The organism is Streptomyces sp. NPDC002845, from assembly GCF_053591955.1.
Genome location: NZ_JBSFUU010000005.1, coordinates 160,990 through 187,828 on the forward strand (window position 1 = coordinate 160,990; position 26,839 = coordinate 187,828).

22 protein-coding genes are annotated in these 26,839 nt (G+C 70.1%); 12 read left to right on the forward strand and 10 right to left on the reverse strand.

Annotated elements, in window-relative coordinates; all coding sequences use genetic code 11:
- Positions 1-220 precede the first annotated feature (220 nt).
- From ACWD3C_RS05395 to ACWD3C_RS05405, 3 genes are all read left to right on the forward strand, one after another.
- Positions 221-976: a L,D-transpeptidase family protein gene (locus ACWD3C_RS05395; protein ID WP_451140293.1), complete on the forward strand. Its 756-nt coding sequence runs from the start codon at positions 221-223 to the stop codon at positions 974-976.
- 58 nt (positions 977-1,034) lie between these two features.
- Positions 1,035-2,633 (forward strand): peptide-N4-asparagine amidase, encoded by a 1,599-nt coding sequence (locus ACWD3C_RS05400; RefSeq protein ID WP_451140295.1) that lies wholly within the window; start codon positions 1,035-1,037, stop codon positions 2,631-2,633.
- Between the two features lie 144 nt (positions 2,634-2,777).
- Positions 2,778-4,250 (forward strand): cation:dicarboxylate symporter family transporter, encoded by a 1,473-nt coding sequence (locus ACWD3C_RS05405; RefSeq protein WP_451140297.1) that lies wholly within the window; start codon positions 2,778-2,780, stop codon positions 4,248-4,250.
- Between the two features lie 90 nt (positions 4,251-4,340).
- Here the strand turns inward: ACWD3C_RS05405 and ACWD3C_RS05410 are convergent, their stop codons facing one another.
- A complete protein-coding gene (locus ACWD3C_RS05410) occupies positions 4,341-4,796 on the reverse strand; it encodes a MarR family winged helix-turn-helix transcriptional regulator (RefSeq protein ID WP_451140299.1) in 456 nt (151 codons plus the stop codon).
- Between the two features lie 95 nt (positions 4,797-4,891).
- On the opposite strand from ACWD3C_RS05410, the gene ACWD3C_RS05415 reads away from it, so the two are divergent.
- Complete coding sequence (locus tag ACWD3C_RS05415) at positions 4,892-6,700, forward strand: ABC transporter ATP-binding protein (RefSeq protein WP_451140301.1); 1,809 nt, start codon at positions 4,892-4,894, stop codon at positions 6,698-6,700.
- Between the two features lie 43 nt (positions 6,701-6,743).
- Positions 6,744-7,583, forward strand: a complete 840-nt coding sequence (gene mltG / locus ACWD3C_RS05420) for an endolytic transglycosylase MltG (RefSeq protein ID WP_451140303.1) — start codon at positions 6,744-6,746, stop codon at positions 7,581-7,583.
- 126 nt (positions 7,584-7,709) lie between these two features.
- On the opposite strand, the gene ACWD3C_RS05425 is transcribed toward mltG, so the two are convergent.
- Entirely contained in the window at positions 7,710-8,792 is a 1,083-nt protein-coding gene (locus ACWD3C_RS05425) for an NAD(P)-binding domain-containing protein (protein ID WP_451140305.1), read from the reverse strand.
- Positions 8,793-8,902: 110 nt separating this feature from the next.
- Between ACWD3C_RS05425 and ACWD3C_RS05430 the strand changes: the two genes are divergently transcribed.
- From ACWD3C_RS05430 to ACWD3C_RS05455, 6 genes are all read left to right on the forward strand, one after another.
- Positions 8,903-9,325, forward strand: coding sequence for a secondary thiamine-phosphate synthase enzyme YjbQ (locus ACWD3C_RS05430; protein ID WP_451140307.1), 423 nt, complete (start codon positions 8,903-8,905; stop codon positions 9,323-9,325).
- Between the two features lie 151 nt (positions 9,326-9,476).
- Positions 9,477-9,896: a CBS domain-containing protein gene (locus ACWD3C_RS05435; RefSeq protein ID WP_451140309.1), complete on the forward strand. Its 420-nt coding sequence runs from the start codon at positions 9,477-9,479 to the stop codon at positions 9,894-9,896.
- Between the two features lie 12 nt (positions 9,897-9,908).
- Positions 9,909-11,696 carry a DNA polymerase/3'-5' exonuclease PolX gene (gene polX / locus ACWD3C_RS05440; RefSeq protein WP_451140311.1) on the forward strand — a complete coding sequence of 596 codons (1,788 nt, stop codon included), beginning with the start codon at positions 9,909-9,911 and terminating at the stop codon, positions 11,694-11,696.
- Between the two features lie 184 nt (positions 11,697-11,880).
- Positions 11,881-12,108 carry an SDR family NAD(P)-dependent oxidoreductase gene (locus tag ACWD3C_RS05445; RefSeq protein WP_451140313.1) on the forward strand — a complete coding sequence of 76 codons (228 nt, stop codon included), beginning with the start codon at positions 11,881-11,883 and terminating at the stop codon, positions 12,106-12,108.
- Complete coding sequence (locus ACWD3C_RS05450) at positions 12,105-12,332, forward strand: hypothetical protein (RefSeq protein ID WP_451140315.1); 228 nt, start codon at positions 12,105-12,107, stop codon at positions 12,330-12,332. The genes ACWD3C_RS05445 and ACWD3C_RS05450 overlap by 4 nt, the downstream gene beginning before the upstream one ends.
- Before the next feature lie 74 nt (positions 12,333-12,406).
- Entirely contained in the window at positions 12,407-13,090 is a 684-nt protein-coding gene (locus ACWD3C_RS05455) for a DUF899 domain-containing protein (protein ID WP_451140317.1), read from the forward strand.
- A gap of 328 nt (positions 13,091-13,418) precedes the next feature.
- On the opposite strand, the gene ACWD3C_RS05460 is transcribed toward ACWD3C_RS05455, so the two are convergent.
- From ACWD3C_RS05460 to ACWD3C_RS05475, 4 genes are all read right to left on the reverse strand, one after another.
- Positions 13,419-16,328 (reverse strand): ATP-binding protein, encoded by a 2,910-nt coding sequence (locus ACWD3C_RS05460; RefSeq protein WP_451140319.1) that lies wholly within the window; start codon positions 16,326-16,328, stop codon positions 13,419-13,421.
- A 192-nt stretch (positions 16,329-16,520) separates the two neighbouring features.
- Positions 16,521-17,570 carry a (-)-alpha-amorphene synthase gene (locus tag ACWD3C_RS05465; RefSeq protein WP_451140321.1) on the reverse strand — a complete coding sequence of 350 codons (1,050 nt, stop codon included), beginning with the start codon at positions 17,568-17,570 and terminating at the stop codon, positions 16,521-16,523.
- On the reverse strand, positions 17,509-18,864 hold the full coding sequence (locus tag ACWD3C_RS05470) for a cytochrome P450 (protein ID WP_451140323.1): 1,356 nt from the start codon (positions 18,862-18,864) through the stop codon (positions 17,509-17,511). Before ACWD3C_RS05470 ends, ACWD3C_RS05465 begins: the two co-directional genes overlap by 62 nt.
- A 330-nt stretch (positions 18,865-19,194) precedes the next feature.
- Entirely contained in the window at positions 19,195-19,959 is a 765-nt protein-coding gene (locus tag ACWD3C_RS05475) for a YqjF family protein (protein WP_451140325.1), read from the reverse strand.
- A gap of 32 nt (positions 19,960-19,991) precedes the next feature.
- On the opposite strand from ACWD3C_RS05475, the gene ACWD3C_RS05480 reads away from it, so the two are divergent.
- Positions 19,992-20,156, forward strand: coding sequence for a hypothetical protein (locus tag ACWD3C_RS05480; RefSeq protein ID WP_451140327.1), 165 nt, complete (start codon positions 19,992-19,994; stop codon positions 20,154-20,156).
- 73 nt (positions 20,157-20,229) lie between these two features.
- On the opposite strand, the gene ACWD3C_RS05485 is transcribed toward ACWD3C_RS05480, so the two are convergent.
- The 4 genes from ACWD3C_RS05485 to ACWD3C_RS05500 form a co-directional block, all read right to left on the reverse strand.
- Positions 20,230-20,772 carry a hypothetical protein gene (locus tag ACWD3C_RS05485; protein ID WP_451140329.1) on the reverse strand — a complete coding sequence of 181 codons (543 nt, stop codon included), beginning with the start codon at positions 20,770-20,772 and terminating at the stop codon, positions 20,230-20,232.
- A gap of 64 nt (positions 20,773-20,836) precedes the next feature.
- Entirely contained in the window at positions 20,837-21,223 is a 387-nt protein-coding gene (locus ACWD3C_RS05490) for a hypothetical protein (protein WP_451140331.1), read from the reverse strand.
- Between the two features lie 321 nt (positions 21,224-21,544).
- Positions 21,545-24,715 carry a glycoside hydrolase gene (locus tag ACWD3C_RS05495; RefSeq protein ID WP_451140333.1) on the reverse strand — a complete coding sequence of 1,057 codons (3,171 nt, stop codon included), beginning with the start codon at positions 24,713-24,715 and terminating at the stop codon, positions 21,545-21,547.
- 234 nt (positions 24,716-24,949) lie between these two features.
- Positions 24,950-26,698: a sigma-54-dependent Fis family transcriptional regulator gene (locus tag ACWD3C_RS05500; RefSeq protein ID WP_451140335.1), complete on the reverse strand. Its 1,749-nt coding sequence runs from the start codon at positions 26,696-26,698 to the stop codon at positions 24,950-24,952.
- Between the last annotated feature and the right edge of the window lie 141 nt (positions 26,699-26,839).

Genomic DNA, 26,839 nt, shown 5'->3' on the forward strand with positions numbered 1-26,839 from the left:
GTGGCTCGTGTCAGGGGTGGGGCGGGCCACGAGGCCCGATGGCGGATCCGGCCGACCGCCAGGGTCGGCGACAAGCCGTGAAAGGTTCGCGTCACAGCGTGGTCGGAGGCAAACGGTTTTCCGTGGTGAGGCAAAGTTTCGGCCCTGACCGAGCACAAACTGGCTGAGGAGGGCCGGGGCGGGCGGCACACGCCCGCGACGCGGTGCGACGATGGACGGCATGCGAGACGGCAGGCGAACATGCGGTACGTGGGCAGCGGCGGGGGCTTGCGCTGTCCTGGTGATGTCCCTCACGGCGTGCGGCGGCTCGAACGACGGAAACGGGAGCGGCGCCGAGGCCGACGCGCAGCCCTCCGGCGGCAAGGCCGATCAGGCCCAGGCGCCCGCCGCCGATCCGACCCGTATCCCGGACGTCGGCGATCGCCTGCAGAAGCAGATCCCCGCCGACTCCCGTCAGGTCGTGGCCGTTTACGGCGAGGGCAAGGACGACGCCGACTCGACCATCGTCCTCTACACCAAGCAGGGTTCCACCTGGAAGGAGTCCCGGAGCTGGGAGGGCCACAACGGCAAGAAGGGCTGGACCACCGACCACCGCGAGGGCGACAAGCGCAGCCCTGTGGGCGTGTTCACCCTCAGCGACGCGGGCGGCGTCCTCGCCGACCCGGGCGCCAAGCTCCCCTACACCGAGTCCGCGTCCTTCCAGGCCCCGCAATACTGGGCCAAGTCGCACTGGCACGACTTCGACTACGTCATCGCCATCGACTACAACCGCGTCAAGGGCACCTCACCGCTCGACCCGACCCGTCCTGAGGGCCAGTCCAAGGGCGGCGGCATCTGGCTGCACATGGACCACGGCAGCGGCACGTCGGCCTGCGTGAGTCTGTCCAAGTCGGGCATGGAGTACCTGCTGCGCACCCTCGATCCGGCGCAGCACCCGGTGATCGTGATGGGGGACAAGGCGGAGCTGAAGGCTTGAGCCCTCATCACTGAGGCCTCATTGCGGACCGGGGCCAACTCCCCGTAGAACACCGCCCATGAGAAGTCGGATAGTCATGTCCATGCTCGCCGGAGCGACCCTCCTGGCGAGCACCCTCCTCGGGGCAAGCCCCGCCCAACCCGCCGACATCCCCGCCGAGTTCGGCACCGACTGGCACGACCCCGTCACCGCCGTCCCACCGGTCACCAAGCCGCACACCAAGTCCTGCGAACTGACCGTCGCGGAGGCGCAGTTCAGGGACTTCACGCCGTACGAGGGCACCTACGCGCCCCCGCGCGACTGCGGCGACCGCTGGAGCAAGGTCGTGCTGCGCCTCGACGGCAAGGTCAAGGGCCGTCAGTTCGACCGCCTCGGCTATCTGCACATCGGCGGCGTCGAGGTCTTCCGTACGTCCACCCCGCAGCCCTCGCCCGACGGCATCGAGTGGTCCGTGGAGAAGGACATCACGCGCTACAGCGACACCCTGCGCACCGCCCAGCCCGTCGAGATGCTCATCGGCAACGTTGTCGACGACACGTACACCGGCATCCTCGACATCGAGGTCACGCTCACCTTCTACACCGGCAGGCCCGCCGGAACGGCAACCCCCGACCGCGTCCTCACCCTCCAGGACGACAACACCCTCACCACCCCGCGCAACAGCGAACGCATCGTCGCCGAGGTGTACGCCACCGGCTCGGGTGGCGGCTGCGAGGAGTACTGGTATCTGACGGTGCCCGATTCCGCGCCGTACTCCTGCAAGGCGGACGACGGCCCCTACCGCGAGGTGCAGATCAGGGTCGACGGCCGGCTCGCCGGAATCGCCGCGCCGTTCCCGACCGTGTGGACCGGGGGCTGGTCCAACCCCTTCCTCTGGTACGTGGTTCCGGGCCTCCGCGCCTTCGACATCAAGCCCATCGAGTACGACCTGACCCCGTTCGCGGGGCTCCTCAACGACGGCCGCCCGCACCGGGTCGAGGTCTCCGTCGCCGGTGTTCCCGAGGGGCAGAGCGGGTGGAGCACCCCGGTCAACGTCCTCGTCTGGCAGGACGAGGGGCGCGAGCACGTCACCGGCGCGCTGACCGGACTCCAGGCGTCCGGCCTCGCCAACTCCTCGACGTACAGGCCCGGTTCGGAGCACCGCCTCGACACCGAGGGCGGCCACCGGCTGACGGTCGCCGGGTACGTCGACACCTCGTACGGCCGTGTGACGACCACCGTGCGGCGGACCCTGGGCAACACCTCCGCGCACACCTGGGCGGACGGCGAGAACCCCGACAGCCTGGACGCGACCTGGACCGACGACGAGACGCTCGTCGTCGACGGGCGCGGCCCGGCGAAGACGACGCGCACGCGGCGGACGTACACGATGGACGGCACGACGACGCTCGGCGCGGGCGACCGGCTGCGGACCGTCCTGACGCTCACCGACCGGGCGGCGGTCACGGAGGCTCTCGGCGGGCGGCGCACCGCGTGGTCGCGGCTGGACGACACGTACACGGGCGACGCCACGTATACGGCATACGTGCCGCGCGATCAGCGGCAGGCGGTCGGGACGACGAGCGAGCGCTACCGGCTGTACGGCTCGGGCGGGTGCTACGACCGGACCGTAACCACCGTGCAGGGTGTGCTGACGGACGACCGAAGCGGCTGTTGATGCCCTGAGTGTGCGCTGTGACGCCGGTTCCATGATTTACACGGCTGTCACATCGAGGAAGCCGGAGGGATCAACAACTCGCCAATAGTGAACGGCGCGGAAGCAATTTTCCGCATGTCAGAAAATCCCATCGGAGGAGTGCCCGTGCCGCAGTCCGCACCGTCCCTACCGCGACGCGCCGCACGCATACTGCGTACCTCACTGTTCGCGCAGGTCGCCTGCGCGCTCGTGCTCGGAATCGCCGTCGGGAAGCTGTGGCCCGACACGGCCACGACCTTCCAGCCGCTCGGCGACGGTTTCATCCGGCTCATCAAGACGGTCATCTCACCGCTCGTGTTCTGCGTGGTGGTCGTCGGCATCGCCAAGGCCGGCAATCTGAAGGCCTTCGGCCGGATCGGGATCAAGGCCCTGATCTGGTTCGAGGTCGCGTCCACGGTCGCCCTCGTCCTCGGGTTGATCGCTGCCAACGTTGTCAGCCCGGGGTCGGGCATGAACGTGGACCCGTCGCAGCTCGACACCGCGGCGGTCGACGACAAGACCGGGGGCGGTTCGCTGCCCACGACCAGTGAATTCATCCTGAACGCGCTGCCGCAGAGCGCGATCGGCGCGTTCGCCGAGAACGAGCTGCTCCAGGTCCTGGTGCTGGCCTGTCTGGTGGGCACCGCGCTGCTGCACCTCGGCCACACCAAGGTGCCCGCGATCATGCCCGCCATCGAGCAGGCCCAGGAGGTCATCTTCGCGATCGTCGGCTTCGTCATGAGGCTGGCGCCGCTCGCCGTGTTCGGCGCTATGGTCCACCTGGTCGGGCAGTACGGCCTCGGCGTGATGGAGACGTACGCCAAGCTCATCGTCCTGTGCTACGCGGCCGCGGCGCTCTTCGTCGTACTGCTCGCCGTGGCCCTCAAGGTGGTCACCGGGCTGAGCCTGTGGAAGTTCCTCCGCTACATCCGTGAGGAGATGCTCCTCGCGCTCGGCACCGCGTCCACCGAGTCCGTCCTGCCGCGCGTGATGCAGAAGCTGCGTCAGGCCGGCGCCCGCGACGACGCCGTGGGCCTGGTGCTGCCGACGGGGTACTCCTTCAACCTCGACGGCGCCTCCCTCTACCTGTCCATCGGCACCCTGTTCATCGCCCAGGCCGTGGGCGTGGACCTCAGCCTCGGCCAGCAGATCACCGTGCTCCTGGTGCTCATGCTGACCAGCAAGGGCATGGCGGGCGTGCCGGGTTCGGCCTTCCTCGCCCTGTCCGCGACCGCCTCGGCGCTCGGGGTCCTCCCGGCCGGAGCCGTCGCCCTGCTGCTCGGCGTGGACCGCATCATGGACTCGATGCGCGTCGTCACGAACCTGCTCGGCAACTGCGTCGCCGTCTTCGCGGTGTCCCGCTGGGAGGGTGCCCTCGACACGGACCGGGCGAGGAAGATGCTGAACAGGGAGATCGAGTTCGTGGAGGAGGACGACGACGCTGCCGAGGCCGGGGGCACGGACAAGGCTCCCGCCGTCAGCACGTCCAAGGCGTCCAAGGCACCCGAGGCCGACGTCCTGGCGGAGGCGGCCGCGCCGTCGGACCCGGACCCGGAGTCCGTGAGCGGAGTGAAGGAGCCCGCCACGGAGGCGAGTTGACCGTTCCGCCCGTCACCGTTCACCGTCACTCGAAGGGGCCCGGCGCAGCACTGCGCCGGGCCCCTCGTCATGCCGTCGTGCCGTCGTGTCTCAGCAGCCGCGCTCCGGACCGGGCGTGCCGTCGATCAAGGTGTCCAGCAGCCCGCCGAGCGCCTCGCGCTGCTCGTCCGTGAGCGGGGCCAGGATCTCCTCCGCCGCTCTCCGGCGCGCCTCGTGCAGCTCCCGCAGCGCCTTGCGTCCCTCGTCCGTGACCTCGATCCGTATCACGCGCCGGTTGGTGGGATCGGGTGCCCGGCGCACCCGGCCGCTCGCCTCCAGGCCGTCGACGAGGGTCGTCACGGCCCGGGGTACCACCTCAAGGCGCTCGGCCAGATCAGCCATGCGGGGCGGCGAACCGTAGTGCGCCAGGGTGCGCAGCAGCCGGGACTGGGCCGGGGTGATGGCCAGTCCGCTCAGCTCCAGATGGCGCTTCTGGATGCGGTGCACGCGGCGGGTCAGCCGCAACAGCTGCTCGGCGAGCAGGCCGTCGGCGTCGGGGGTGGTCATGCGGGAACAATATCAGGACTCCGCTCATTGTGAGTATAGGTAACAATGAGCTACGCTCTCCCGGTCGTCCCTCGTCTCACGCCCCGTAGGAGCCCATGCATCCCGACGATCAACCCGCCTGGACACCGCCGCGTCCCGACTCCGGTCAGCCGCGGCAGGTGCGTCGCATCCTGAAGCTGTTCCGTCCCTACCGCGGCCGTCTCGCCGTCGTCGGTCTGCTCGTCGGCGCCGCGTCGCTGGTCTCGGTCGCCACGCCCTTCATGCTGAAGGAGATCCTCGACACCGCGATCCCGGAGGGCCGCACCGGTCTGCTGAGCCTGCTCGCGCTCGGCATGATCCTCAGCGCGGTCCTCACCAGTATCTTCGGCGTGCTGCAGACCCTGATCTCCACGACCGTCGGCCAGCGCGTCATGCACGACCTGCGCACCGCCGTCTACGGCCGGCTCCAGCGCATGTCGCTCGCCTTCTTCACCCGGACCCGCACCGGCGAGGTTCAGTCCCGCATCGCCAACGACATCGGCGGCATGCAGGCGACGGTCACCTCGACCGCCACCTCGCTGGTCTCCAACCTCACCAGCGTGGTCGCCACCGTCGTCGCGATGCTCGCCCTGGACTGGCGGCTGACCGTGGTCTCCCTGCTCCTGCTGCCGCTGTTCGTGTGGATAAGCCGGCGTGTCGGCAACGAACGCAAGAAGATCACCACCGAGCGGCAGAAGCAGATGGCCGCCATGGCCGCGACCGTCACCGAGTCGCTCTCCGTCAGCGGCATCCTTCTCGGCCGCACGATGGGCCGCGCCGACTCGCTCACGAAGGCCTTCGCCGAGGAGTCCGAGGGGCTCGTCGATCTCGAAGTCAGGGCGAACATGGCGGGGCGCTGGCGCATGGCCATCGTCACGATCGTCATGGCGGCCATGCCCGCCGTCATCTACTGGACCGCGGGCCTGGCTCTCCAGTTCGGCGGCCCGGCTGTCTCGATCGGCACGCTCGTCGCGTTCGTCTCGCTCCAGCAGGGCCTGTTCCGGCCGACGGTCAGCCTGCTCTCCACCGGCGTCCAGATCCAGGCCTCGCTCGCGCTCTTCCAGCGCATCTTCGAGTACCTCGACCTGCCCATCGACATCACCGAGCCCGAGCGGCCGGTCCGCCTGGACCAGGTCAAGGGCGAGGTCCGCTTCGAGAAGGTGGAGTTCCGCTACGACGGCGAGGACGCGGCCGCACCGATCCTCGACGGCATCGACATCACGGTCCCGGCCGGCGGCAGCCTCGCCGTCGTCGGCCCGACCGGCGCGGGCAAGTCCACGCTCGGCCATCTGGTGCCACGGCTGTACGACGTCACGGGCGGCCGCGTCACGCTGGACGGCGTCGACGTGCGCGACCTCGACTTCGACACGCTCGCCCGCGCGGTCGGCGTCGTCTCCCAGGAGACGTACCTTTTCCACGCCTCGGTCGCCGACAATCTGCGCTTCGCCAAGCCCGACGCCACCGACGAGGAGTTGCACACGGCGGCGAGGGCCGCCCAGATCCACGACCACATCGCCTCCCTGCCCGACGGGTACGACACGGTCGTCGGCGAGCGCGGGCACCGCTTCTCCGGCGGTGAGAAGCAGCGCCTCGCCATCGCCCGCACCATCCTGCGCGACCCGCCCGTGCTCATCCTCGACGAGGCGACCAGCGCCCTGGACACCCGGACCGAGCACGCCGTGCAGAAGGCCATCGACGCGCTCTCGGCCAACCGCACCACGCTCACCATCGCCCACCGGCTGTCCACCGTTCGGGGTGCCGACCAGATCGTGGCCCTCGACTCCGGCCGTGCGGTCGAACGCGGCACGCACGAGGAGCTGTTGGAGCGGGACGGCCGGTACGCGGCCCTCGTGCGCCGGGACGCCCAACTGGAGCCGACAAGATGAAGATATGCCGGGTTTGAGATGATTTAAGGGTTACCGTGCCCGCATGCAGATGAACACTCCGCCACGGAGCACGATTCGACTGACGCGCCGGGGCCGGCTCGCCCTCATCGCGACCGGAGCCGTCGTGGCGGCCACCGCCGTGGCGGTGCCGCTGCTGAGTGTCGGGAGCGGTGACGAGGAGCAGCGCCCCACGTCCCTGGTGATCCCGGAGGGCTGGCGGGCGAGCCAGGTCTACGAAGCCGTCGACAAGGCCCTCGCCCTGCCCGCCGGCACCGCCAGGAAATCCCTGGGCAAGGCCCGCCTCAACCTCCCGAACGACGCCGAGGGCAACCCGGAGGGATACCTCTTCCCGGCGACGTACCCCCTCGACGAGAAGGCGACCCCCGAATCCCTGCTGACGTCCATGGCCGACACCGCGCACAAGAAGTTCAACGGCGGCCAGATCACCGCCGGGGCCCAGCGCAACGCCATGAACGTCTACCAGGCGGTCACCATCGCGAGCCTCGTCCAGGCCGAGGCGGCCACCAAGGCCGACATGGGCAAGGTGGCCCGGGTCATCTTCAACCGCCTGGAGCGCGGCATGCCACTGCAGATGGACTCCACCATCAACTACGCGCTGAACCGCTCCACGCTCGACACCACCCCCGACGACACGCGGATCAACAGCCCCTACAACTCGTACCAGCGCATGGGCCTGCCGCCCACCCCCATCGCCAACCCCGGCGAGGAGGCCATGCGCGCCGCGATCAACCCGGCGCCGGGCGACTGGCTGTACTTCGTCACGGTCAAGCCGGGCGACACCCGTTTCACGGCCCAGTACGAGGAACACCTGCGGAACGTGGCCGAGTTCAACGAGAACCGCAGGAAGGCCGCGGCCGGCTGAGCCGGGTGACGGGACGTCAGGGTGCGACAGGCCGAGCCGAGTGCGGGTGGGCGTCAGGCCGTGATCGGTCGAGCCGAGTGCGGGTGGGCGTCAGGGCGCGACCGGCCGAGCCGAGTACCGGGTGCGTCAGGCCGCCACCGGCTCGCCCGCCAGCCGCCGCCTGATGTCCCGTACGGCCGCCCGCCCCGCCCGGTTGGCGCCGATCGTGCTGGCCGACGGTCCGTACCCGACCAGATGCACCCGCGGATCGGCGACCGCCCGCGTCCCCTCGACGCGGATGCCGCCGCCCGGCTCGCGCAGTCGCAGCGGCGTCAGATGATCGACGGCCGGCCGGAAACCGGTCGCCCAGAGGATGACATCCGCGTCCACGCGGCGTCCGTCGTCCCACTCCACCCCGTCCGGAGTGATCCGGTCGAACATGGGCTGCCGGTCCAGGACGCCGTCGGCGATGCCCTTCCGGATCGCGTCGTTCAACGGCAGCCCCGTGACCGAAACCACGCTCCTCGGCGGCAGCCCCTGCCGGACCCGCTCCTCGACGAGGGCGACGGCCGTGCGGCCCGCGTCCTCGTCGAACGGCCCCTCGCGGAACACCGGCGGCCGCCGGGTCACCCAGGTGGTGGCCGCCGCGTACGGAGCGATCTCCAGCAGGTGCTGTGTGCCGGACGCGCCACCACCCACGACGACCACCCGCAGCCCGGCGAACTCCTCGGGCCCCGGGTACTGCGCCGTGTGCAACTGCCGCCCGCGGAACGTCTCCTGGCCGGGAAAGCGTGGCCAGAACGGCCGGTCCCAGGTGCCCGTCGCGTTGATCAGCGCCCGTGTCTCCCATGTCCCGTCCGAGGTCTCGACGAGCAGCCGCCTGTCCGCGCCCTCCCGCACGGCCCACACGTCGACAGGCCGCCGCACCCGCAGGTCGAAGGTCCGCTCGTACGTGGCGAAGTACTCGGTGATGACCCCGGAGGAGGGCCGCGCCGGGTCGGCGTCCGTGAGCTCCATGCCGGGCAGCGCGTGCATCCCGTGCACCTTGCCGTACGTCAGCGACGGCCAGCGGAATTGCCAGGCGCCACCGGGGCCGGGGGAGTGGTCCAGCACCACGAAGTCCCGCTCCGGCTCGAAACCGGCGCGGCGCAGGTGATAGGCGCTGGACAGTCCGGCCTGACCAGCGCCTGTCACGACGACATCGACGTCTCTCACCCCGGTGTAGTTCATGTTTCTACTAACCGCACCGGGGTCACGGATCTTCCCGGAGCCCAAGGGACGATGACCAGGACTCCGAGGCCGAGCCGCGCGCGGCCCTCGCGGTGCGCGAGGATTGGAGCATGTCCGATGCCTTCACCACCCGAGTCCTGAACGTCGCCTCCGGTTCCCGGGAGACGGTCGTCGACCTCACACACGACTGCGAGGCGTTCCTCCGGGAGGCGGCCGCCGGCCGGGACGGCCTCCTCAACGTCTTCGTCCCGCACGCCACCGCCGGCGTAGCGATCATCGAGACCGGAGCCGGCAGCGACGACGACCTCCTCGCCGCCCTCCACTCCCTCCTCCCGGCGGACGACCGCTGGCAGCACCGCCACGGCAGCCCCGGCCACGGCCGCGACCACGTCCTCCCGGCCATCGTCCCGCCCCACGCCACCCTGCCGGTCGTCGGTGGACGACTGGAGCTCGGGACATGGCAGTCGGTGTGTCTCGTGGACACGAACCGGGACAACCCGAATCGGCAGGTGCGGCTCAGCTTCCTCGGCTGACGCGTGTGACGGGACCGTGGCGTCGAAATCCGGCCGTCCCGAACGACGGGGTCGTACGGAGCGGTTCCGAGGTGGCGGGCGCTGTCCGGCGGGTACTCGGAGGCGAGCGGTGGTGACAGACACCGCCGAGGACCGGGCGAGGGAGCGTCTCATGGCTCAGCACGTACGCGACATCATGACCGGCGCACCCGTGACGGTCGAACCTCTCACCTCGGTGACGGCAGTGGCCCGGCTCATGCGCGATCAGGACATCGGGGCCGTCCTGGTCACGGAGGAAGGCCGACTGCGCGGGCTCGTCAGCGACCGCGACCTGGTCGTCCGGGCGATCGCCGCGGGCGAGGACCCGGAGTACACGACGGTGGCCCAGGTGTGCAGCGAGCACCTGGTCTCCGTCGGCCCCGACGACGACCTGGACCGCGCGGCCGAGCTGATGCGCCAGCACGCCGTGCGCCGGATACCGGTCGTCGACGACGGGCACCCCGTGGGCGTCGTCTCCCTCGGCGACCTGACCGTCGAACGGGAGCCGGAATCGCCGCTCGGGGACATCAGCGCGGCGAAGCCCAACCGGTAGGGGAGGGCACACATGGCTCGAACCAATGACGAGGTCGCCGCGCTGTTCCAGGAGTACGCGGATCTGATCTCGATCACAGGAGGAGACGCATACCGGGTACGTGTCTATGAGAAGGCCGCCCGCGCGATCGGCGGTTACCACGCCGATGTGTCCACGCTCGACGTCAAGGGCCTCCAGGAGATCCCCAACGTCGGCAAGTCGATCGCCGAGAAGATCGTCGAGTTCGACCGCAGCGGCCGCGTGTCCGCGATCGAGGAGCTGCGGGCGAAGATCCCGGCCGGCGTCCGGCGGCTGACGACCATCCCCATGCTCGGCCCGAAGAAGGCCCTGGTGCTGTACGAGGAACTGGGCATCTCCTCGATCGACGAACTGACCGACGCCATCCACGAAGAGCGACTGCGCGACCTGAAGGGCTTCGGACCGAAGACGGAGGAGAACATCCTCCATGGCATCGGGCTCCTCCAGTCCTCCGGGGACCGTGTCCAGCTCGACGTCGCCATGGACCTCGCCGAGGACATCGTCTCCGAGCTGTCCCGCGTGACCGGCTGCCGGCGTTGCACGTATGCCGGGTCGCTGCGTCGTCTCCGCGAGACGGTCGGGGACATCGATGTCCTCGTCGCGGCGAAGAAGTCGGCGCCGTTCATGCGGACGTTCACGGAGCTGCCGTACGTCACCGAGGTCATCGCGCACGGCGAGGCCAAGACGTCGGTCCGCACCAGCAAGGGCCTGGCGGTCGATCTGCGGGTCGTGCCGCCGGACTCCTGGGGAGCGGGGCTGCAGTACTTCACCGGTTCGAAGGCGCACAACATCCGCACCCGGGAGCTGGCCGTACACCAGGGACTCAAGCTCTCCGAGTACGGACTGTTCGACGTCGAGAGCGGGGAGAAGATCGTCTCCGAGACGGAGGAGGACGTGTACGCCCGGCTCGGCCTGCCGTGGATCCCGCCGACGCTGCGCGAGGACCGCGGAGAGATCGAGGCCGGGCTGCACGGCGAGCTGCCCGACCTGGTGGTGGAGGCGGACATCCGGGGCGATCTGCACACGCACACCGACCTCACCGACGGCCTCGCCCCACTGGAGGAGATGGCCGCCGCGGCCGCCGAGCGCGGCTACGCCTACTACGCGATCACCGACCACGGACCGAACCTGTACATGCAGCGGATGACCGACGAGCGGATGCTGGCCCAGCGCGAGCGCGTACGGGAACTCGACGGCACCCTTCACAAGCACGGCAGGCGGCGCGGCATGCGACTGCTGCACGGCGCGGAGCTGAACATCGACCCCGACGGCGACGTGGACTGGCCGGAGGAGTTCCTCGCCGACTTCGACCTGTGCGTGGCCTCGGTGCACTCGCACTTCAACCAGGGGCGGGAGGCACTGACCCGTCGGCTGGTCCGGGCCTGCGAGAACCCGTACGTCAACATCATCGGCCACCCCACCACCCGCATCCTCGGCAAGCGGCCGGGCATCGACGCCGACCTCGACGAGGTCTTCGCCGCCTGCGCCCGTACCGGCACGGCCCTGGAGATCAACGCCCATCCGGACCGGCTCGACCTCTCCGACGAGCACATCCTGCGGGCCAAGCGGCACGGGGTGAAGTTCGCCGTCGACAGTGACGCCCACTCCGTCATCCACCTGGCCAACATGCGCTACGGAGTGGGGACGGCTCAGCGCGGCTGGCTGACCAAGGACGACGTGATCAACACCTGGCCGCAGGCACGGCTGCGGCGCTTCCTGCGCAAGGGCCGGTCCGGCGGATCACGCCGACGCCGGGCAACGGCGTCTGGCAAGCGCCGGTGAGCGGGGTCCGGTGCGCGTGCGGCGGCCGGGGACCACCTTCGAGCCGCACCTGCTGCCGACGTTCGGACAGCCGCTGAAGTTTTCCGCCCGGGAGCGATGACTTTCGCGCTCGCCGTGGGTTTGTACAGCCGACATCGGCAGACGACGGCATACGGCGTCATAGGGCGTCACACGAGGAGCGATCATGCTGCTGCGGGACAAGAACGCGATCATCTACGGGGCCGGCGGAAACATCGGCGGCGCCGTCGCCCGCACCTTCGCCCGCGAGTGCGCCCGCGTCTTCCTCGTCGGCCGGACGGCGGCCAAGGTCGAGGTGGTGGCCAAGGACATCGAGGCGGCCGGCGGCCGGGCGCACCCGGCCGTGGTCGACGCGCTCGACAGCGGGCGGTGGAGGAGCACGCGGATGCCGTGATGGCTCAGGCGGGGTCGGTCGATGTCTCGCTGGGCGCCGTGAACCCGGCGCTGGCGAGTCCCGAGGCGCTGCAGGGCATCCTGGACACGCTGGACGGCCTGCGCATGCTCGCCGCTTCGCCGCGGCTGCGCGAGGTCGCGGAACTGGCGGCGTTCCTCGCCTCGGAACGGGCCGGGGCGGTCACGGGGACGTGGGTGAACGGGACGGCGATGTTCGTGAGCTGAGTCGCCGAGGGTACTCGATATCGATCACACGCTCGCCCGGAGCGACCGGACCGAACTGGAAGGTGAACGTCGCAATGAAGACACCCCCGATCGTTTCGCCGCAGGAGTGGGAGGCCGCGCGCCGGCAGCTTCTGGTGGAAGAGAAGCAGCTGACCCGCGCCCGTGACGCACTGGCCGCCAAGCGTCGGCGGATGCCGTGGCTGGCAGTGGAGAAGCGGTACGAGTTCGACGGACCCGAGGGCAGGGCGAGTCTGCTCGACCTGTTCGAGGGCCGCCGTCAGCTGATCGTCTACCGAGCCTTCTTCGAGCCCGGCGTGTCCGGCTGGCCCGACCACGCCTGCGTCGGCTGCTCCATGGTGGCTGACCACGTCGGCCACCTCGCTCATCTCAACGCCCGCGACACCACTCTCGTCTTCGCCTCGCGCGCGCCCCAGCCGGACATCGAACGCGTCAAGGCGCGGATGGGCTGGACGATGCCCTGGTACACGATCACCGGCGATTTCGACACCGACTTCGGTGTGGACGAGTGGCACGGTACGAACGCGTTCGTCCGCGACGGCGACAGCGTGTTCCGCACCTACTTCATCAACGTCCGCGGTGACGAGGCGTTGGGGAGTACGTGGAGCTACCTCGACATGAGTGCGCTCGGACGGCAGGAGACGTGGGAGGACTCGCCCGAGGGCTATCCCCAGACCCCTCCGTACGCATGGTGGAACTGGCACGACGAATACGGCGACGCCGAGCCGGCGCCGGGGTAGCCGCCCGAACCCGCACCGAGCGCTCCGGCGGCCCAGGGTTCCCCCGAAGTGGGGAAGGTGCCGGACGATCCGGCGGCGGGCCGGCGGGCGAACACGATGTGGGTGGGCTCGGCGGAGGGCCTGAGGCTCTTGGGGCTCCGGCGGGGCGCCGAGGTGACGGCCGACCATCTGAGGTGTTCGACCTGACGTTCCTGGCTCCGTCCTCGATGTCCTTGGTGTGGGTGTCCAGGCCGAAGATGCGATGGGCATGGCGTCCGCATGGATGAACGCAGATGCCCCGACGACACCGCCGTGGCATCGTCGGGGCACTCTCCGCCGGACCTTCAGGTCACATCCGGGGGCGCGGAAACGTCTCCAGGGCTCTGGCGAGGCCGGCGGCATCGGTGCCGATCTTGCGGTACACGGAGGAGAGCAGCCGGTTCACGCCTTGCTCGGTGAGGCGCAGTTCCTTCGCGGCCACCGCTGCCGGGTGCCCCTGGGCCGTCAACTCGGCGGCCCTGCGTTCGGGAGCGGTGAGCGTGTCCGTCTGTGCGTAGCGCAGGGGCAGCGGCCGCAGCCCGGCTGCCGAGAGTTCTTCCCTGGCCCGGGTGGCGAGAGCCTCGGCGCCGCAGTGGACGGCGCCTTCCTGGCCCTGGTAGAGACGGTCTGCGGCCTCCTGCAGCCGGCCGTTCCGGGACAGCGCGGTGCCGTAGCCGACCAGTGCCCGGGCCAGCTCGTACGAGGCGGGCGACCGTTCCAGATGTTCGACCGCCTCCGCATACAGGTCGAGCGCCGACGCTCCGCCGGTCACCTCGGCCTCGGTGTGGAGCGCCTGGCCGATCGCGGAGACCGCACCGAAGTCCCGGGCCTGCTTGACGGCATCCCGGGCGAGGCGGATCGCCCGGTCGGGAGCGGTGCGTGCGAGAGCGGACGCCAGGTTCAGCTGCCAGGGGCACCAGGCCGGGTTGCGCCAGGCCCGTGACTCCAGCCAGTCCCCGACGGCGGTCAACAGGTGCTCGGCCTCGGAGCGCCGTCCCTCGGCCAGGAGCAGTTCGGCGTACACCGTGCGGGGGTCCGGATAGATGACGGCGTTCGGGACCACCTCGCCGTAGCGGTAGAAGTCGGCGAGCCGACGCGCGTCCTCGGTCCGCCCACGGGCCAGCAGTGTCTGGATGAGGATGCCGATGGCGAACCACTGGGCGGGCACCGCCCCTTTCACCCGCTCGGCGGTACGCAGGCCTTCCCGGACCAGTTCCTCGGCCTCGGTCAGGCAGCCGCGACGGTAGCGGATGTAGCCGAAGAGGGTTTGCCCGACGGCCAGGTGGGAGCCGCGCCAGCCTTTGGTCTCGCATTCGGCCATGCCTTTGGTGAACAACTCTTCGGCCCGTCGTGGCTGGTCACAGTACATAAAGACCAGGGCGACCGAAACGGGCACCTCGAAGCCCCGGTTCTCGTTGGTCCAGCTGAGTCCGCCACGCAGCGCCTCCTCGGCGTACTCGAGGGCGGTCTGCCGCGGCTCACCGTGCATCATCGCGTCCCAGGCTCGCAGTCCCAGGATGTACCGCTCCTCCAGACCGCGCCTCGGCAGACGCTCGGCCAGTCGCGCCAACGTGCGAGAGCGCGATGCCGAGTCGGGCTCGTCGGTGCGGAAGGCGCTCCATCCGAAGTGATCGGCCTGCATGCGCAGTCGGATACGTGCATTGGTCGCCTGCCGCGCCTCGTCGGCCGCCACGGCCGCCGCCTCGGCCACCCGGTCGATGTGGGCCAGCGCCTGGGTCAGCCGGTAGACGATGGAGGCGCGCAGTTCGGGGTTGACTCCGGGCTCTGCCAGCGCCGCCCGGAGGTGGCTGACGGTGGCCTCGGGTTCGATCAGAAAGGTCGCGCACGCGAGTTCGTGGAGGATCGCCGCACGGTCCTCCGGATAGGGCGGTTCCTGCAGCGCTCGGGTCAGGACGCGCCGGGCGGCCTCCGGGGCTCCGGCACGAAGGTACTCACGGGCGGCCTCCCGCAGGCATACGACCGCTTCGGGCTTTCCCTCGCAGGGGACCTCCAGCAGATGCCGGGAGGCGGTGGTGGGGCCGAACCCCGCCGCAAGGACGGCTTCCGCTGCCTTGTTGTGCAGACCGACCCGCAGGCCTGCGGGGATGTTTTCGTAGACGGCTGTGGCGATCGTGGGATGGACGAACTCCAAGCCGCCTCCCGGCCCGGGGGTGTCCGCCAGGATCCGAGCGGCGCGCAGCTTCCTGGTTGCCCGGGCGGCTTCCTCGCTGCCGATCACCGCGATGGTGGCGGCGAGCTCCGGGGAGATGGACGTGCCCAGGACGGCGATGGTCCAGGCGAAGCGGACGGTGGCCGTATCGAGCCGGTGCAGTCGATCGAGCAACCCGGGTCCCTTGACCGCCGAGGCGAGTTCCCGCATTGTGGGCAACTCGTCCTGAGTGCCCTTCAGATGGTGTTCGCCGAGCCGGATGGCGAGTTCCACGGCCTCGAACGGACATCCATTGGTGGCCGTCCAGCATTCCTCGCAGAAACCGTCCTCGGCCCCCTCGCCCACCTCGTTCCTGACGATCTGCGCCACGCCGGCGGCGGAGAGCGGCGCCAGAACATGGGGACGGTTCTCGTGACGTTCGACGAGCGCGCGAAAAGCGGTCGCCTCGGGCGGCAGTTCGTCGGGCCGGTAGGCGACGACGATCAGCAGCGGAAGGTCTTCGGCCCGCGGGGCGAACGAGGCGAGCCAGTTGAGGGACTCGACATCGGCCCAGTGCATGTCGTCCAGGAGCAGGACCACAGGCGCCTTCGTCACCGTGAGGCGCGTCATGACCCAGTCGAGGCCGTCGCGCACCCCGGTCGGGTCCGGTACCCGGGCGGTGCCGGTCGCCTCAAGACCGAGCGCGGTGGCGACGATGTCGTACCAACTCCCCAGGAGGTCCCGGCGCTCCGTCTCGTCCATCGCCGCCAGGGTGGGTTGGACGAGCTGGCGCACCACGCGGAAAGCGAGCTCCTGCTCCTTCTCGCCGCCCTTGCCCGAGAGCACCGTGAATCCGTGTGCCGCGGCCCGGGTGCGTGCTTCCGCGATGAGCGCCGTCTTTCCCAGCCCGGCCGAGCCGGTGAAGGCGAGCAGTCCGGTGTGCTGCGCTCGCGGTACGCCGCCGACAGTGTCGCGCAGGTCCGCCAACGAGGTGTCGAGCGCCCGGAGTTCCCGGTGGCGCTCCAGCAGCAGATGTTGCGCGATGATCGGTTGCCGCAGCCCATGCGCCATGTGCCCTACCGCTTCCTGTTGTTGATCCTCGGAAGACAGCGCTGAGCGTACGCCCTTGTGGACACTCGCCGGTCGTATTGAGAAATGAGAACACGGAGAAGGACGAATCATTCGCTGGAGGGGTTTGAGCCGCATCTCTTCGGGTAGAGTGATCCGATTGGGCTCATCTTGTGAGCCCCATCGTGGTTGCCCTCACTGGAGGGCGGGCGCCGCCGCGTCCGCGTAGCGCGGCACTGTGCGGGACCAGTAGTAACACCCGCGGATCCAACCGACCATGCCGTCCAGGTAGCCGACTCCCGCCCGGCTCAACTCGGGTTTGACCTCCTCGTAGAGCTTCTCGAATTCAATGATCGTGCTGTTGATGCGCTGGATGGCCAGCGCAACGGCCACCGGCAGGGAGCATCGCTGCGCACGCTGGTAGGCAAGGGCCACGTTGATTATCTCGCCCGCCCGTTGCTCTTTCGCCGAGGAGAAGAGGTCGGCTGTCCACACCGCCGCATCGACCGACAGGCGCCTCAGACGCCGTACAACGGGGTGATGGAGGTCCTCGGGTGAGAGTTCGCAGGGCTGCGCGGCTTCGTAGAGCGGATAAAACGGCTCGACCCCGGCGGTGAGTGAGCGAATCGAGTCGCACACCCCGGTCCGTATGGGAAAGGCGTGCGCCTGGGCCACCGCTTCGTACAGCAAGCCGTGCACGTACTCACGGCTGTTCCACGCCCATCGCGCGGCCTGTGCGGGCGTGCACCGCTCCCGGACCTGTTGGTGGAGGTCGGCCAGGGCCGCCCCGAGGGCGGTGCTGGGCGGGTGGCCGTCCCGCAGGATCCCGACGCTCTCGCACAGCATGGGCAGGAGCAGGCCCGGCGCCCGTCGGCCGACCTCCTCCGCCCGGTCGTCGAAGATGAACTGGTAGGCGATTTGATTGGCCACGATCTGGAGGATGTCGGCGTCCACGGTCGGGCTGTTGTAGGCCGCGAGCTGGGCGGGGCGAGTGCAGGCGATCATTGCCGCCACCGCTGGTTCGTCGGTCAGCCCCCATGTGCGCAGCCATTTCTCGACGCCGGCCGCTGCTTCGGATTCATGGCGATTGCTCACGAACGGGAAGGGCATGTAGAGGTTGGCGTCAATCAGTTCCCTCAGACTGTTGAACGGAATTCCGCCTTGTGAGGCGACTGCGATTTCCTCATGCGTCGTCGACACCGTTGTCACCTGCCGTTCGGGAGTCCGGTACTCGGGGTGGCTCAACTGCTGGGGATGCGAGAGAACAGGGACGAGGGGGTGTGTCGGCCGGCACACCTGAACGCGCTTCGCAGGTCATCACCAGTGACCTCGGCCCCAGCGTCACCGCGGGGCGCGGTTGTTCGAGGGGCCCGGGCAGATGGCGCAGGCGCCAGCGGCCGGCGATGGTCGCGACGGCCACCGTGGCCTCCGCCACGGCGAGCGCGTCGCCGAGGCACTTGCGGTTGCCCGTGGCGAACGGCAGCATCGCGCCGTGCGGTGCGGCGGTGGTCTGACCCGGCAGCCAGCGATCGGGCAGGAATCGGCCGGGGTCGGGGAACGACGCGGGATCGTGGTGCAGGAGGTAGGGGCTGTACAGGACGGTGGCTCCCCGAGGCAGACGGCACCCGGCGAGATCTGTCTCTCTGGTGGTGATGCGGGTGAAGAGCCAGCCCGGCGGGGAGTGGCGCAGCGTCTCGGTGACGACGCATCGGGTGTAGACGAGGCGCGCCAGCTCGTCGGGGCCGGGCCGTTGTCGTCCGGCGAGAACGGCGTCGACTTCGGAGTGCAGGCGGCTCTCCGCCTCCGGGTGTTGTGCCAGGAGACTGAAGGCGGAAGCCACACACAGCGCGGTGGTCTCCACCCCGGTGAGCAGGAGCGTGATGAGCTGATCGTGGACTTCCTGTTCGGTGGCCGTCGCCGCTTCGCCGTCGTCGCGCGCGGCCTCCAGCAGGGTCCCCAGCAGATCGTCGCGAGGGGCGCCCTGTCGGCGCTCCGCGATGATCGAGTCGGTGATCCCGTGCAGGCGGTCGACCGCGCGCCGATAACGGCGGTTCGCGGGCAGGGGGACACGGAACGGGGCGTCGACCGGAACGACCGTACGGACGAACAGGCCACGGACGATGGTGCCGAGGCAGTTCCGCACCTCCGCGGCCCTGGTGTCGTCGAGCGAGTCGGAGAACAGGACGCGGCTGGTCACCCGCGTCGTCAGGGTCACCAGGGCCGCACTGACGTCGACCTTCTGCCCTGTCCGCCACTCGCGGCACACCGACTCGGCTTCCTCGCCCATCAGTTCCGTGTAGTCGGCGATCCGGGAGGGGCGGAAGGCGGGTTGGAGCAGCTTGCGCTGCCTGCGATGCGACTCCTGGGGGCACGTGACAATGCCGTCACCCATCAGCAGCCGGAGCCTGTCGTACTGCGGACCTCCCTTGTCGAAGGTGCGCGTGTCCATGAGCATCTGGTGGACCAGCTCCGGGTGACACACCACCCAGGCGCGCAGCGGGCCCAGCCGTAACTCGACCAGATCTCCCCGAGCGGGCAAAGAATTCAGAAAAGCCAGCGGACGGCGGAACAAGGCGATACCGTGGCTGATGCGTGGGAATATGCCTGGCGCAGTACCCACGGTCCAAGTCCGCTCTGATTTGGGCACGATGCTGCTCATCGAATGCCACCTGCCTCAGTCGACACACATAAATCGGTGAACGTTCCACGGGAATGGCGCTTGAGTCATGTCCTGCCCAGTCCAGCCGCTGTCGGCTCCTGAGATGCCCTTTCCATGGGGGCGCACGGGAGCACGAAGAGGCGCTGGGTGAACCACTGTTGATGCACGTTACATCGACTGTTACATCGACTGGGAATTGCCGTTCATCGCTCAGGGAGTCGGAATGCCGCCCGGACGGGCCGGACGTCCGAGCCGGACCGGTACTCCCGGCGAGTACAGCACGCTGACCGGTGCGCCCAGCGGAGTGGGCACGCCGGCGGCAGCGACGAGGTTCTCCTCGCACGTGATCAGCTGAGCGCGGTGCAGCGGCCAGCGCGGATGGTCGTTCGGGAGATATCCGGTGTCGCCGAAGAAGGCGTTGTGCATGCCCCACCGGGCCGTCAGGAAGTGCTCCAACTCGGTTGGGTCGACGATCCGTTCCTCCTTGCGCACGACGATCCGACTGCGCGCGCCGCGCGGGCCGGGCCAGCGCCTTGAACTGGTGTACGTGATGACGTCGTCGTCCGCACAGACGGTCATACGGGACCACACGTACGGCAGCCGGAACCCGGCCCGTCCCATCAGCACGGGCACGAGCCGGGAGGCGTCCATCGACCGGAAGACCACACCGCGTCGGCCGTGCGCGTCCACCGAGTACAGGCGCACGTTCGTCTCCGGGAACGAGCCCAGATACGGCACTCCCGGCGACCGGAGCCAGCCCACCCGGTGCATCCGGAAGGCGACCAGGCCCACATAGCTCACTCCGTCGAACACGTCCGGGACGGTTTCGTCCGGCAACAGTCCGGCGATGTCGCCCGGGCCGACCGCCCAGTGGACGAAGGCGAGGTCGAGCCACTGCTGAGTGAGCAGCGGCCGCTTCAGGAGGGTGGGCGCGTCCGGGGTGACGGGCTCGGGTATCCGTGGCGTGGTCGACATCGCGCCAGCATCCCAGAGGCCTCAGGAGCCGCGTGGCGCGCACTCCGCAGTCGTACGGGAGCCCGCACGCTCGGGTGGCCCATGTACTCCGGGCGGTCTTCGACGACATCGGACGCATCCGCGCCCACTCATCCGACCTGTTCGCCACCGACCCCTCGACGGTGCCGGTGCGGCGCAACGTCGTGGTCTGGGAGTAACCGCTCCCGTCCGCACGCGGTGACGGCGGACATCGCCGACTCAGGTCCCGGCAGTCAAGGAGACCGCCGTGCTTCACGGGGCGAACTGCTCCATGTGTGTCTGAGCGGGTGGGTAGGGGGCGGAGGAGGTCGTGCCCACGGACCAGTACTCGACGGTGCCGGGTATCCGGGCGAGCGCGTTGATCACGACCGGAGTCGTCGCCCTCGGTCCGCGTTCACTCACCCAGGCCGGGCCGTCCCAGCGCAGGTAGTGGGCCCGTGTCTGGTCCCAGAAGTCCCAGCCGGAGATACGGTCGGGCCGCCCCCGGCCGTCGCCGGTGATCCCGCTGAGCAGGCCGACGGTGAACGGTGGGGTGACGGGGTTCCAGGTGGTGCCGTCCCAGTGGCGCAGGACGCAGTTCGGGGGTTTGCCGGGCGGCCCGCCGACCCCGTAGTCGTAGCCGGTGAGCCAGACGTCGTCCTCGGTGCGGGGGAGGAGCCCGGTGACGCTCAGGCGAATTCCCGGGGGCGGTGGCAGTTCGGTCCACCGTCCGTCCCAGCGGGCGACGATGCCGGTGTCGTACACCCAGATCTCGCCGCCCGGTGTGCGGTGGACGCCTGACGGTGCCTCGGTCACCGTACTCGGCGGCGGCGCGCACCAGCGCCACCGGCGTCTGTTCCAGCGCAGCAGCGCATGCCCCTCACTGCTGCGTCCGGAGGACCCAGGCCCGCCCGTCGGGGGCGACCGTCACGCCGGTGAGGACGGTTCCGGTGTCCCCCTGCCCGGGGTACGTCGCTTCCCTCCAGGTGCCCGCGTCCCAGGCCAGAAGGTGCTCGCCGCCGGAGGTGTCGGAGCCGACGGCCCACGCCGTGCCGGAGTATCCGCCGGCGACGGAACGCAGGTGTCCGGTGAACCCCAGATGGTCAAGGTCGGTCCGGGTCCATGTCGTACCGTCCCACGCCATGGCCAGGGGCTTCCCCCGCGTGGCCCCGTTCCGCCCTTCCTCGCCCGCGGCCGATGCGACCCCGGGCCCGCCGGCCGCCACGTCGACGAGCTGTGCGGCCTCCTGCCCGTTCGGCACGGGCACTGGCTGCCACCCCGGGGGAAACGTGGTGGCTGTGTCGCGGGCGGCGGCCTGCCGCGTCGCCGCGGTGAGCCCGAGTCCTGCCGCCGGTGCCGACCAGTGCACTGACGAAGTGCCGTCTTCGCACGGGGTTCCCTTCTTCCGCCGGGTAGGGAGGACCCACCGTTGGGCACCGCGTCGAAGAGGTCAATGTACGGATGTGAGTATTTCGTGGCTCGGTGGGAATCGACCGGAACCGCCTGCTGCCGGGCGTGAAGGGGAGCCCCGGCCGTCTGGCCGTCCGGCTGTCCGGCCGGACGGCCGGGGCTCCCCTTCACGCAGGCCTCAGCGCCGTACGAGTTCGATCCGGTACGTCCGTGCCTGCGCCCCGTCCTCACTGGTCACGGAAACGACGGCCAGGCTGCGACGGGCCTCGTTGGTTCTGGTGACCGAGACCGTCGCGTAGGGGTCGCGCGCGGTCGCCGTGACCACGGCCCGCCTCGGGTTGCCCGTGACGACGCGGTAGTCGGCCGTGTCGGGGTCGAACGCCGCGACCGGGACCCCGGCCACCTCGATCGACGTGGCGGCGGCGTCCGAGGAGACCCCGGGGGTCTTGGCGTACACCTCGATCTCGCCCATGGTGATGTAGCCGCCCTGACGCGCGGTCATGACCACGCGCACCCCGGTCGCCGGTCCCGCCGCCAGCGGAACGTCGACCACCGGGGTGCCCTCGGTCCCGACCGCGATGTCGTCGCTCGCGTCGGCCCACGTAGCGTCGTCGGCCGACCGCACCTGCACCTTCAGGCTCTGAGGGAAGGAGACGTTGGACCCGTCCCGGTGGAAGTGCGCCACGACCCGGGTCAGGTCGCGTGCCGACGGGAGGGTGAAGGAGATGGTGTCGGAGGGGTTCTTGCTCCCCGGCCTCCAGTTGGACCAGGCCTTCTCGGACAGGTTGCCGTTGCGCAGGCGTTCCGCGGAGTATCCGCTCTCGGTGAACGTGGCGGTGACCGACACGTCCTCGTCGGGCGCGATGTTCGTGCCGGCCGGTTCGGTGACCTGAACCCGCACGGACGCGTTGACCGTGCTGCCGTCCACGATCCGTGCGACGCCGCGCAGTGTCACGACCCCGGTCGTGTCGAACGCCCCGTCGGGCGCCGGGTCCCAGGTCACGGGAAGGGCGGCCCTGCCGCCGTTCGTGCCGATGCCGACGACCGTGGCCGGCAGCTCCGGCTGCCCGCCCGCGTAGGTCTTGGCGCGGCCGGGCAGGGTCGAGGCGATCGTGTCGACGGTGACGATCGCCTTCGCGCGGATCGTCCGCCCCAGCGGATCGGTGGCCCGGCCGGTGACGCGTACCGTGCCGGGATGGCGCCACTTCCGGTCCGGCGGAAGGTGCCACACCACGGGGAGGGAGCCCCGGGCGCCGTCGCGGTAGACCGGCGTCACCGTGTCCGGGAGCGTCGGCGCCAGGCCCGGGACGGTGAACGCCTCGGCCGGCTCGGTGCGCAGCACCGTCTCGTCGGTCACGGCCCAGCGCTGGTTCGCCGCCGAGGTCGGGGTGTACGTGGACACCCTGGCGCCGTCCGCGGTGGACTGCCCGGTGACGTCGAGAAGGCGGCCGGTGGCGGCGTTGACGAAGGTCCATGTGCCGTCCCCGGTGGTCGACATGATCCACTGTGCCGCGTCGCCGGGCGGGCCGTCCTCCGGGTTCTCCAGGACGGCCTGGTTGTCGCTCACCGTGAGCCGTTTGCCGGTGGCGGGGCTGGTGAGGGCGTAGCGCTCGCGGTGGTCGGTGCCGCGGGTCAACTGCGTGACGGTCCACAGCTGTTGTGCGTCAGCGGTGTCGGTCGTACGGATGACGACACCGCTGCCGTCGTCCGACGGGGTCAACGACTTCCCGCTCTGTGCCCCCTGCAGCCGGTAGACATGGCCGGACTGCACGAGTGCGGCGTCCTTCGCCACGCCCCTGACGCCCTTGACCAGGAAGGTCGTGACCGACTTCGCGGGGACGTCGAGCGTGGCCGACCGGTCGGTCACCCGGACCGGTGTGCCGCGTACGAGGGCGCCGTCGTCGCTCGTCACCATGGGCGTGACGGAGGCCCACGGCGAGACCCGGCCGAAGCGTGAGAGATCGAGGGTCACGGAGCGCGCGGACGTGCTGCTGTTGACGTGCACCACGGTTGCCGCACGGCCGGACTTCTTCACCGCGGCGACGCTGGACGGGTCGTCGACCTTCACGAAGTGGTCGCCGGGGCGGATGTGGTGGGTGAAGTTCCGGATGGTGTGGAACTTCGAGTTGGTCTGGATCGGGCAGGTCTCCAGGGTGTCCTCGGCCGTGCAGTTGAACGGGATGTGGATGCTGCCCCAGTTCTTGCCCGCCTCGGCCTGGGGGATGGAGTCCTCGATGGGCTGCCAGAACACCCAGGCCGAGGGCTCCAGTTCGCGCATGTCGTCGACCATCCGGGTGGCGATGCCGAGCCCGGGTTCCATGCTGGTGAAGTCGGTGCCCGTGCCCCAGGTGCCCTCGACCTCGCTCATCCACAGCTTCTTGTCGGCGCCCTTGGCGATGTCGCGGGCGCTGGTGCGCTGGCTCGTGCCGTAGGTGTGGACGTTGAGCTGGTCGACCGCGGCTCGTGCCGGGGCGTCGTAGGCGTTCCAGTTCCGGGTGAAGGTGCCGGGGTTGGTCTCGTCCATCGCGGAGATCTCGGCGTCGGTCCTCGCCTCGTCGAGCGCTTCGTCGAGGGCGAGGATCACCTTCTGCTGGAGTTCCGGTCCGGCGTGCGCGCCTTCCTGGCGCCCGCCCGTGGGCTGGCCGTCCGCTCCCAACTGAGTGCCCCAGTAGGGGGTGTTGGGCTCGTTGAGCGGGTCGATGGTGTCGAACTCGATGCCGTGCGCCTTCTCCATGCGCTCGGTCACGCGCACCAGGTACGTGGCGAAGTCGTCGACGCGGTCCGCGCGGATCTGGTCCGCGCTGGAGTCGAAGCCTCCGGACACATAACCGCTGACCGTCTGGAACCAGGGCGGCGAGTTGCTGAACGCCTCCCAGCGGGTGATCTTCTTCTTGATCTGGTCCACCCACCAGCGCTGGCCCGCGTCGGCGTCCCAGTTCCAGTGGTCCGGGTTGTTCGGGTCCCACCAGTCCATGTCCTGCTGGGTGGTTCCCTCGGGGGCCTTCCAGAAGCCCTCCATGGTCGCGCCCGTCTTCATGTAGTCCTTGCGGACGTCGGGGGCGTTGCCGCCGCCGATGTTGTAGCGCGCGATGTTGAGGCCGAGACCGTCCTTGCCGAACACCATGTCGACGAGCTTGCGTCGGATGGGGTCCGGGTAACCGCCCGTGGCGTTGGCGAACCAGACGAGGCTCGTCCCCCAGCCCTCGAACTCCTGCTGCTGGTAGGACGGGTCGATCCGCACCGTGACCATGCTCTGCGGCGACGGGTCCGAGGTGGCGGCGGGCGCGGCGGGTGCGGCGGGTGCGGCCACGAGACCCGCGCCGAGCGCCAGGGGAACTGTCGGCGCCAACACCCGGACGATGCGATGTCTGCGGAGCCTGTTGGGCCTGTTGGGTCTGCTGGACAAGGCACTCCCTTCCACAACACAGAGGCGAACAGAATCAACCAGAAGTAATCGGTCCAAGGCATGCTTGATGACGAAAATGAACACGTCAAGACATTGCGCAGGGTTCGATCCCGTGCCGGAGCCCCGAATTCGCCGACAGCGGGAGGAATCGCGTCTCCGCCGCGCGAGCCTGCCGCTTCAACGACCTGTGGCTGACCCCTCGTAGCCGCGCAGCTTTCGGTACAGCGTCGCCCGGGCGATGCCCAGTGCCGCCGCGGTGCGGGCCTTGTTGCCGCCGTGGTGGCGGAGGGCCTCCAGGATGGCGGTGCGCTCGGCGTGTTCCATCGGGCTGAGGTGGCGGTGTGCGGGGCCCTCGCGTACGGGGTCCGGCAGTTCGGTGCGCCGGACGGGGCCCGTGGCGCGGCGGTGTTCGGCCAACGCCCTTACGAGATGGGCGAGTTCGGTGACATTGCCCGGCCAGGGGTGCCGCTCCAGGGCGCGCAGCGCGTCGAGGGTCCAGGTGAGCGGAGGCCGCCCGGTCTCGGTCGGTGGGGACAGGGCGGGGAGCAACTCCCTGATGTCCTCGGGGCGTTCACGCAGTGCGGGAAGGGTGACCGAGCGGGCGCTCAGGGTGTCCAGGAGCCGCTGGAGGCACGGGCCCGGGGGCGTGCCGGGGGTGTAGGTGGCGAACAGGGGCACTCCCGGGCGGGTGCCGAGCAGCGAGTTGAGGGCGGCCACGTCCGGCTGCGCGAGGCGCTCGGCATGACGGAGGAGCAGGGCCCTGCCCTCCGCCAACTCCTCGATCAGAGGGCCGAGTCCGTCCTCCGCCGCGTCCACGGTCGCCGAACGCCCCGCCAGTTCCCGCGCCAGCGACGTCTTTCCGGTGCCGCGTTCGCCGATGAGCAGCAACGGCTTCCGGGATCGCGCCAGTTCGACGGCACGGTCCACCGCGTGCCGCCAGGGCGTCGAACGGCCGGCGAGCGCGACGACCGTCGCCCGCCCGGTCGAGGGCACGGGGACGCGGCTCATCGGGCCCACCGGCTCCAGCACCGCGACGACACCGATCGCCGAGCCCAGATGACGTACGGGAGTGACCGTCGCGGAACACCCGGCGCCCTCGTGGAGCCGGATGCCGTACGGGTCGGCCGCGTCCCGCCGTACCGCCGCGAGCGCGTCCCGCTCCAACGCCGTCAGCCCTTCGGGAGTCAGCAGCTCCTCCGCCGCCTCGCTCACGATCCTGGTGCACCCGTCGAGTGCGACCACCGCACGCGTACGTCCCCGCACCGCCCGCTGATACGCGTCGAGCAGCACCCGCTCCGCCGACCGCGACCGCGCGAGCAACTCCGCCTCGACAGCCGCAACGGCGGCCTCGGCCAGTGCCGCCCCCGGATGCGGCGCGCACTCGGCGCACAGGGCGGAGGAGACCGTCAGCGTCCCCAGCACCCGACCGGTCTCCGGAGCCGGCACCGGCACACTGACCGCGGAGACGTCCTGCCACAGGTCGAGGAAGTGTTCGGGCCCGTGCACCTCGGCGCGGCGGCGGGTGCGCAGGGCGAGGGCCGCGCTGTTGTGGCCGACCGCCTGCTCGGAGAGGTCGTCACGGCAGGTGTCGTCGCCCGGCATGCGTCCGGCCGTCCACAGCACACGCAGCCGTTCGTCGGTGAGGACGAGTGCCGAGTGCTGGGTGCCGAGTGCCGGGGCGATCCGGTCGAGCACCGGCCGCGCCGCGGTGAGCAGCGCCGAGTCGGCGGGGCGCACCACGGAACCCGGTTCCCGCCAGCCGTGCGGCAGGTCGTGTGGCACACCGAAGAACCGGGCACGCTTCCACGCATCGACGATCTCGTCCGGTACGCCGTCGGGCAGCGGCAGCCCGGTCAGGAACCGCTCGCGGGCCCGGCGCAGCGAGGCGAGCGCCGGGCGGACGGGGGAGTGCTCTGTGGTGGTCACGACGCCTCTCACCGTACCGAAAGCGGTTGAAGAGGAAATGACCGCCCTGTCTCACCGTGTCCCCCCGGGCACCCACTGTCTCGAATTGAGACACCCATGTTCCCGGATTCCGCTCCATGATCTTGGACGGCCGGTGCCTGT

What these genes read in the sequence shown, in the direction of transcription:
- ACWD3C_RS05430 (WP_451140307.1), top strand. Translation starts at nt 8,903, where the DNA reads ATGTCCGATGCCTTCACCACCCGAGTCCTGAACGTCGCCTCCGGTTCC.
- mltG (WP_451140303.1), top strand. Translation starts at nt 6,744, where the DNA reads ATGCAGATGAACACTCCGCCACGGAGCACGATTCGACTGACGCGCCGG.
- ACWD3C_RS05415 (WP_451140301.1), top strand. Translation starts at nt 4,892, where the DNA reads ATGCATCCCGACGATCAACCCGCCTGGACACCGCCGCGTCCCGACTCC.
- ACWD3C_RS05455 (WP_451140317.1), top strand. Translation starts at nt 12,407, where the DNA reads ATGAAGACACCCCCGATCGTTTCGCCGCAGGAGTGGGAGGCCGCGCGC.
- ACWD3C_RS05435 (WP_451140309.1), top strand. Translation starts at nt 9,477, where the DNA reads ATGGCTCAGCACGTACGCGACATCATGACCGGCGCACCCGTGACGGTC.
- ACWD3C_RS05400 (WP_451140295.1), top strand. Translation starts at nt 1,035, where the DNA reads ATGAGAAGTCGGATAGTCATGTCCATGCTCGCCGGAGCGACCCTCCTG.
- ACWD3C_RS05475 (WP_451140325.1), bottom strand. Translation starts at nt 19,959, where the DNA reads ATGTCGACCACGCCACGGATACCCGAGCCCGTCACCCCGGACGCGCCC.
- ACWD3C_RS05410 (WP_451140299.1), bottom strand. Translation starts at nt 4,796, where the DNA reads ATGACCACCCCCGACGCCGACGGCCTGCTCGCCGAGCAGCTGTTGCGG.
- ACWD3C_RS05395 (WP_451140293.1), top strand. Translation starts at nt 221, where the DNA reads ATGCGAGACGGCAGGCGAACATGCGGTACGTGGGCAGCGGCGGGGGCT.
- ACWD3C_RS05460 (WP_451140319.1), bottom strand. Translation starts at nt 16,328, where the DNA reads ATGGCGCATGGGCTGCGGCAACCGATCATCGCGCAACATCTGCTGCTG.
- ACWD3C_RS05445 (WP_451140313.1), top strand. Translation starts at nt 11,881, where the DNA reads ATGCTGCTGCGGGACAAGAACGCGATCATCTACGGGGCCGGCGGAAAC.
- ACWD3C_RS05425 (WP_451140305.1), bottom strand. Translation starts at nt 8,792, where the DNA reads ATGAACTACACCGGGGTGAGAGACGTCGATGTCGTCGTGACAGGCGCT.
- polX (WP_451140311.1), top strand. Translation starts at nt 9,909, where the DNA reads ATGGCTCGAACCAATGACGAGGTCGCCGCGCTGTTCCAGGAGTACGCG.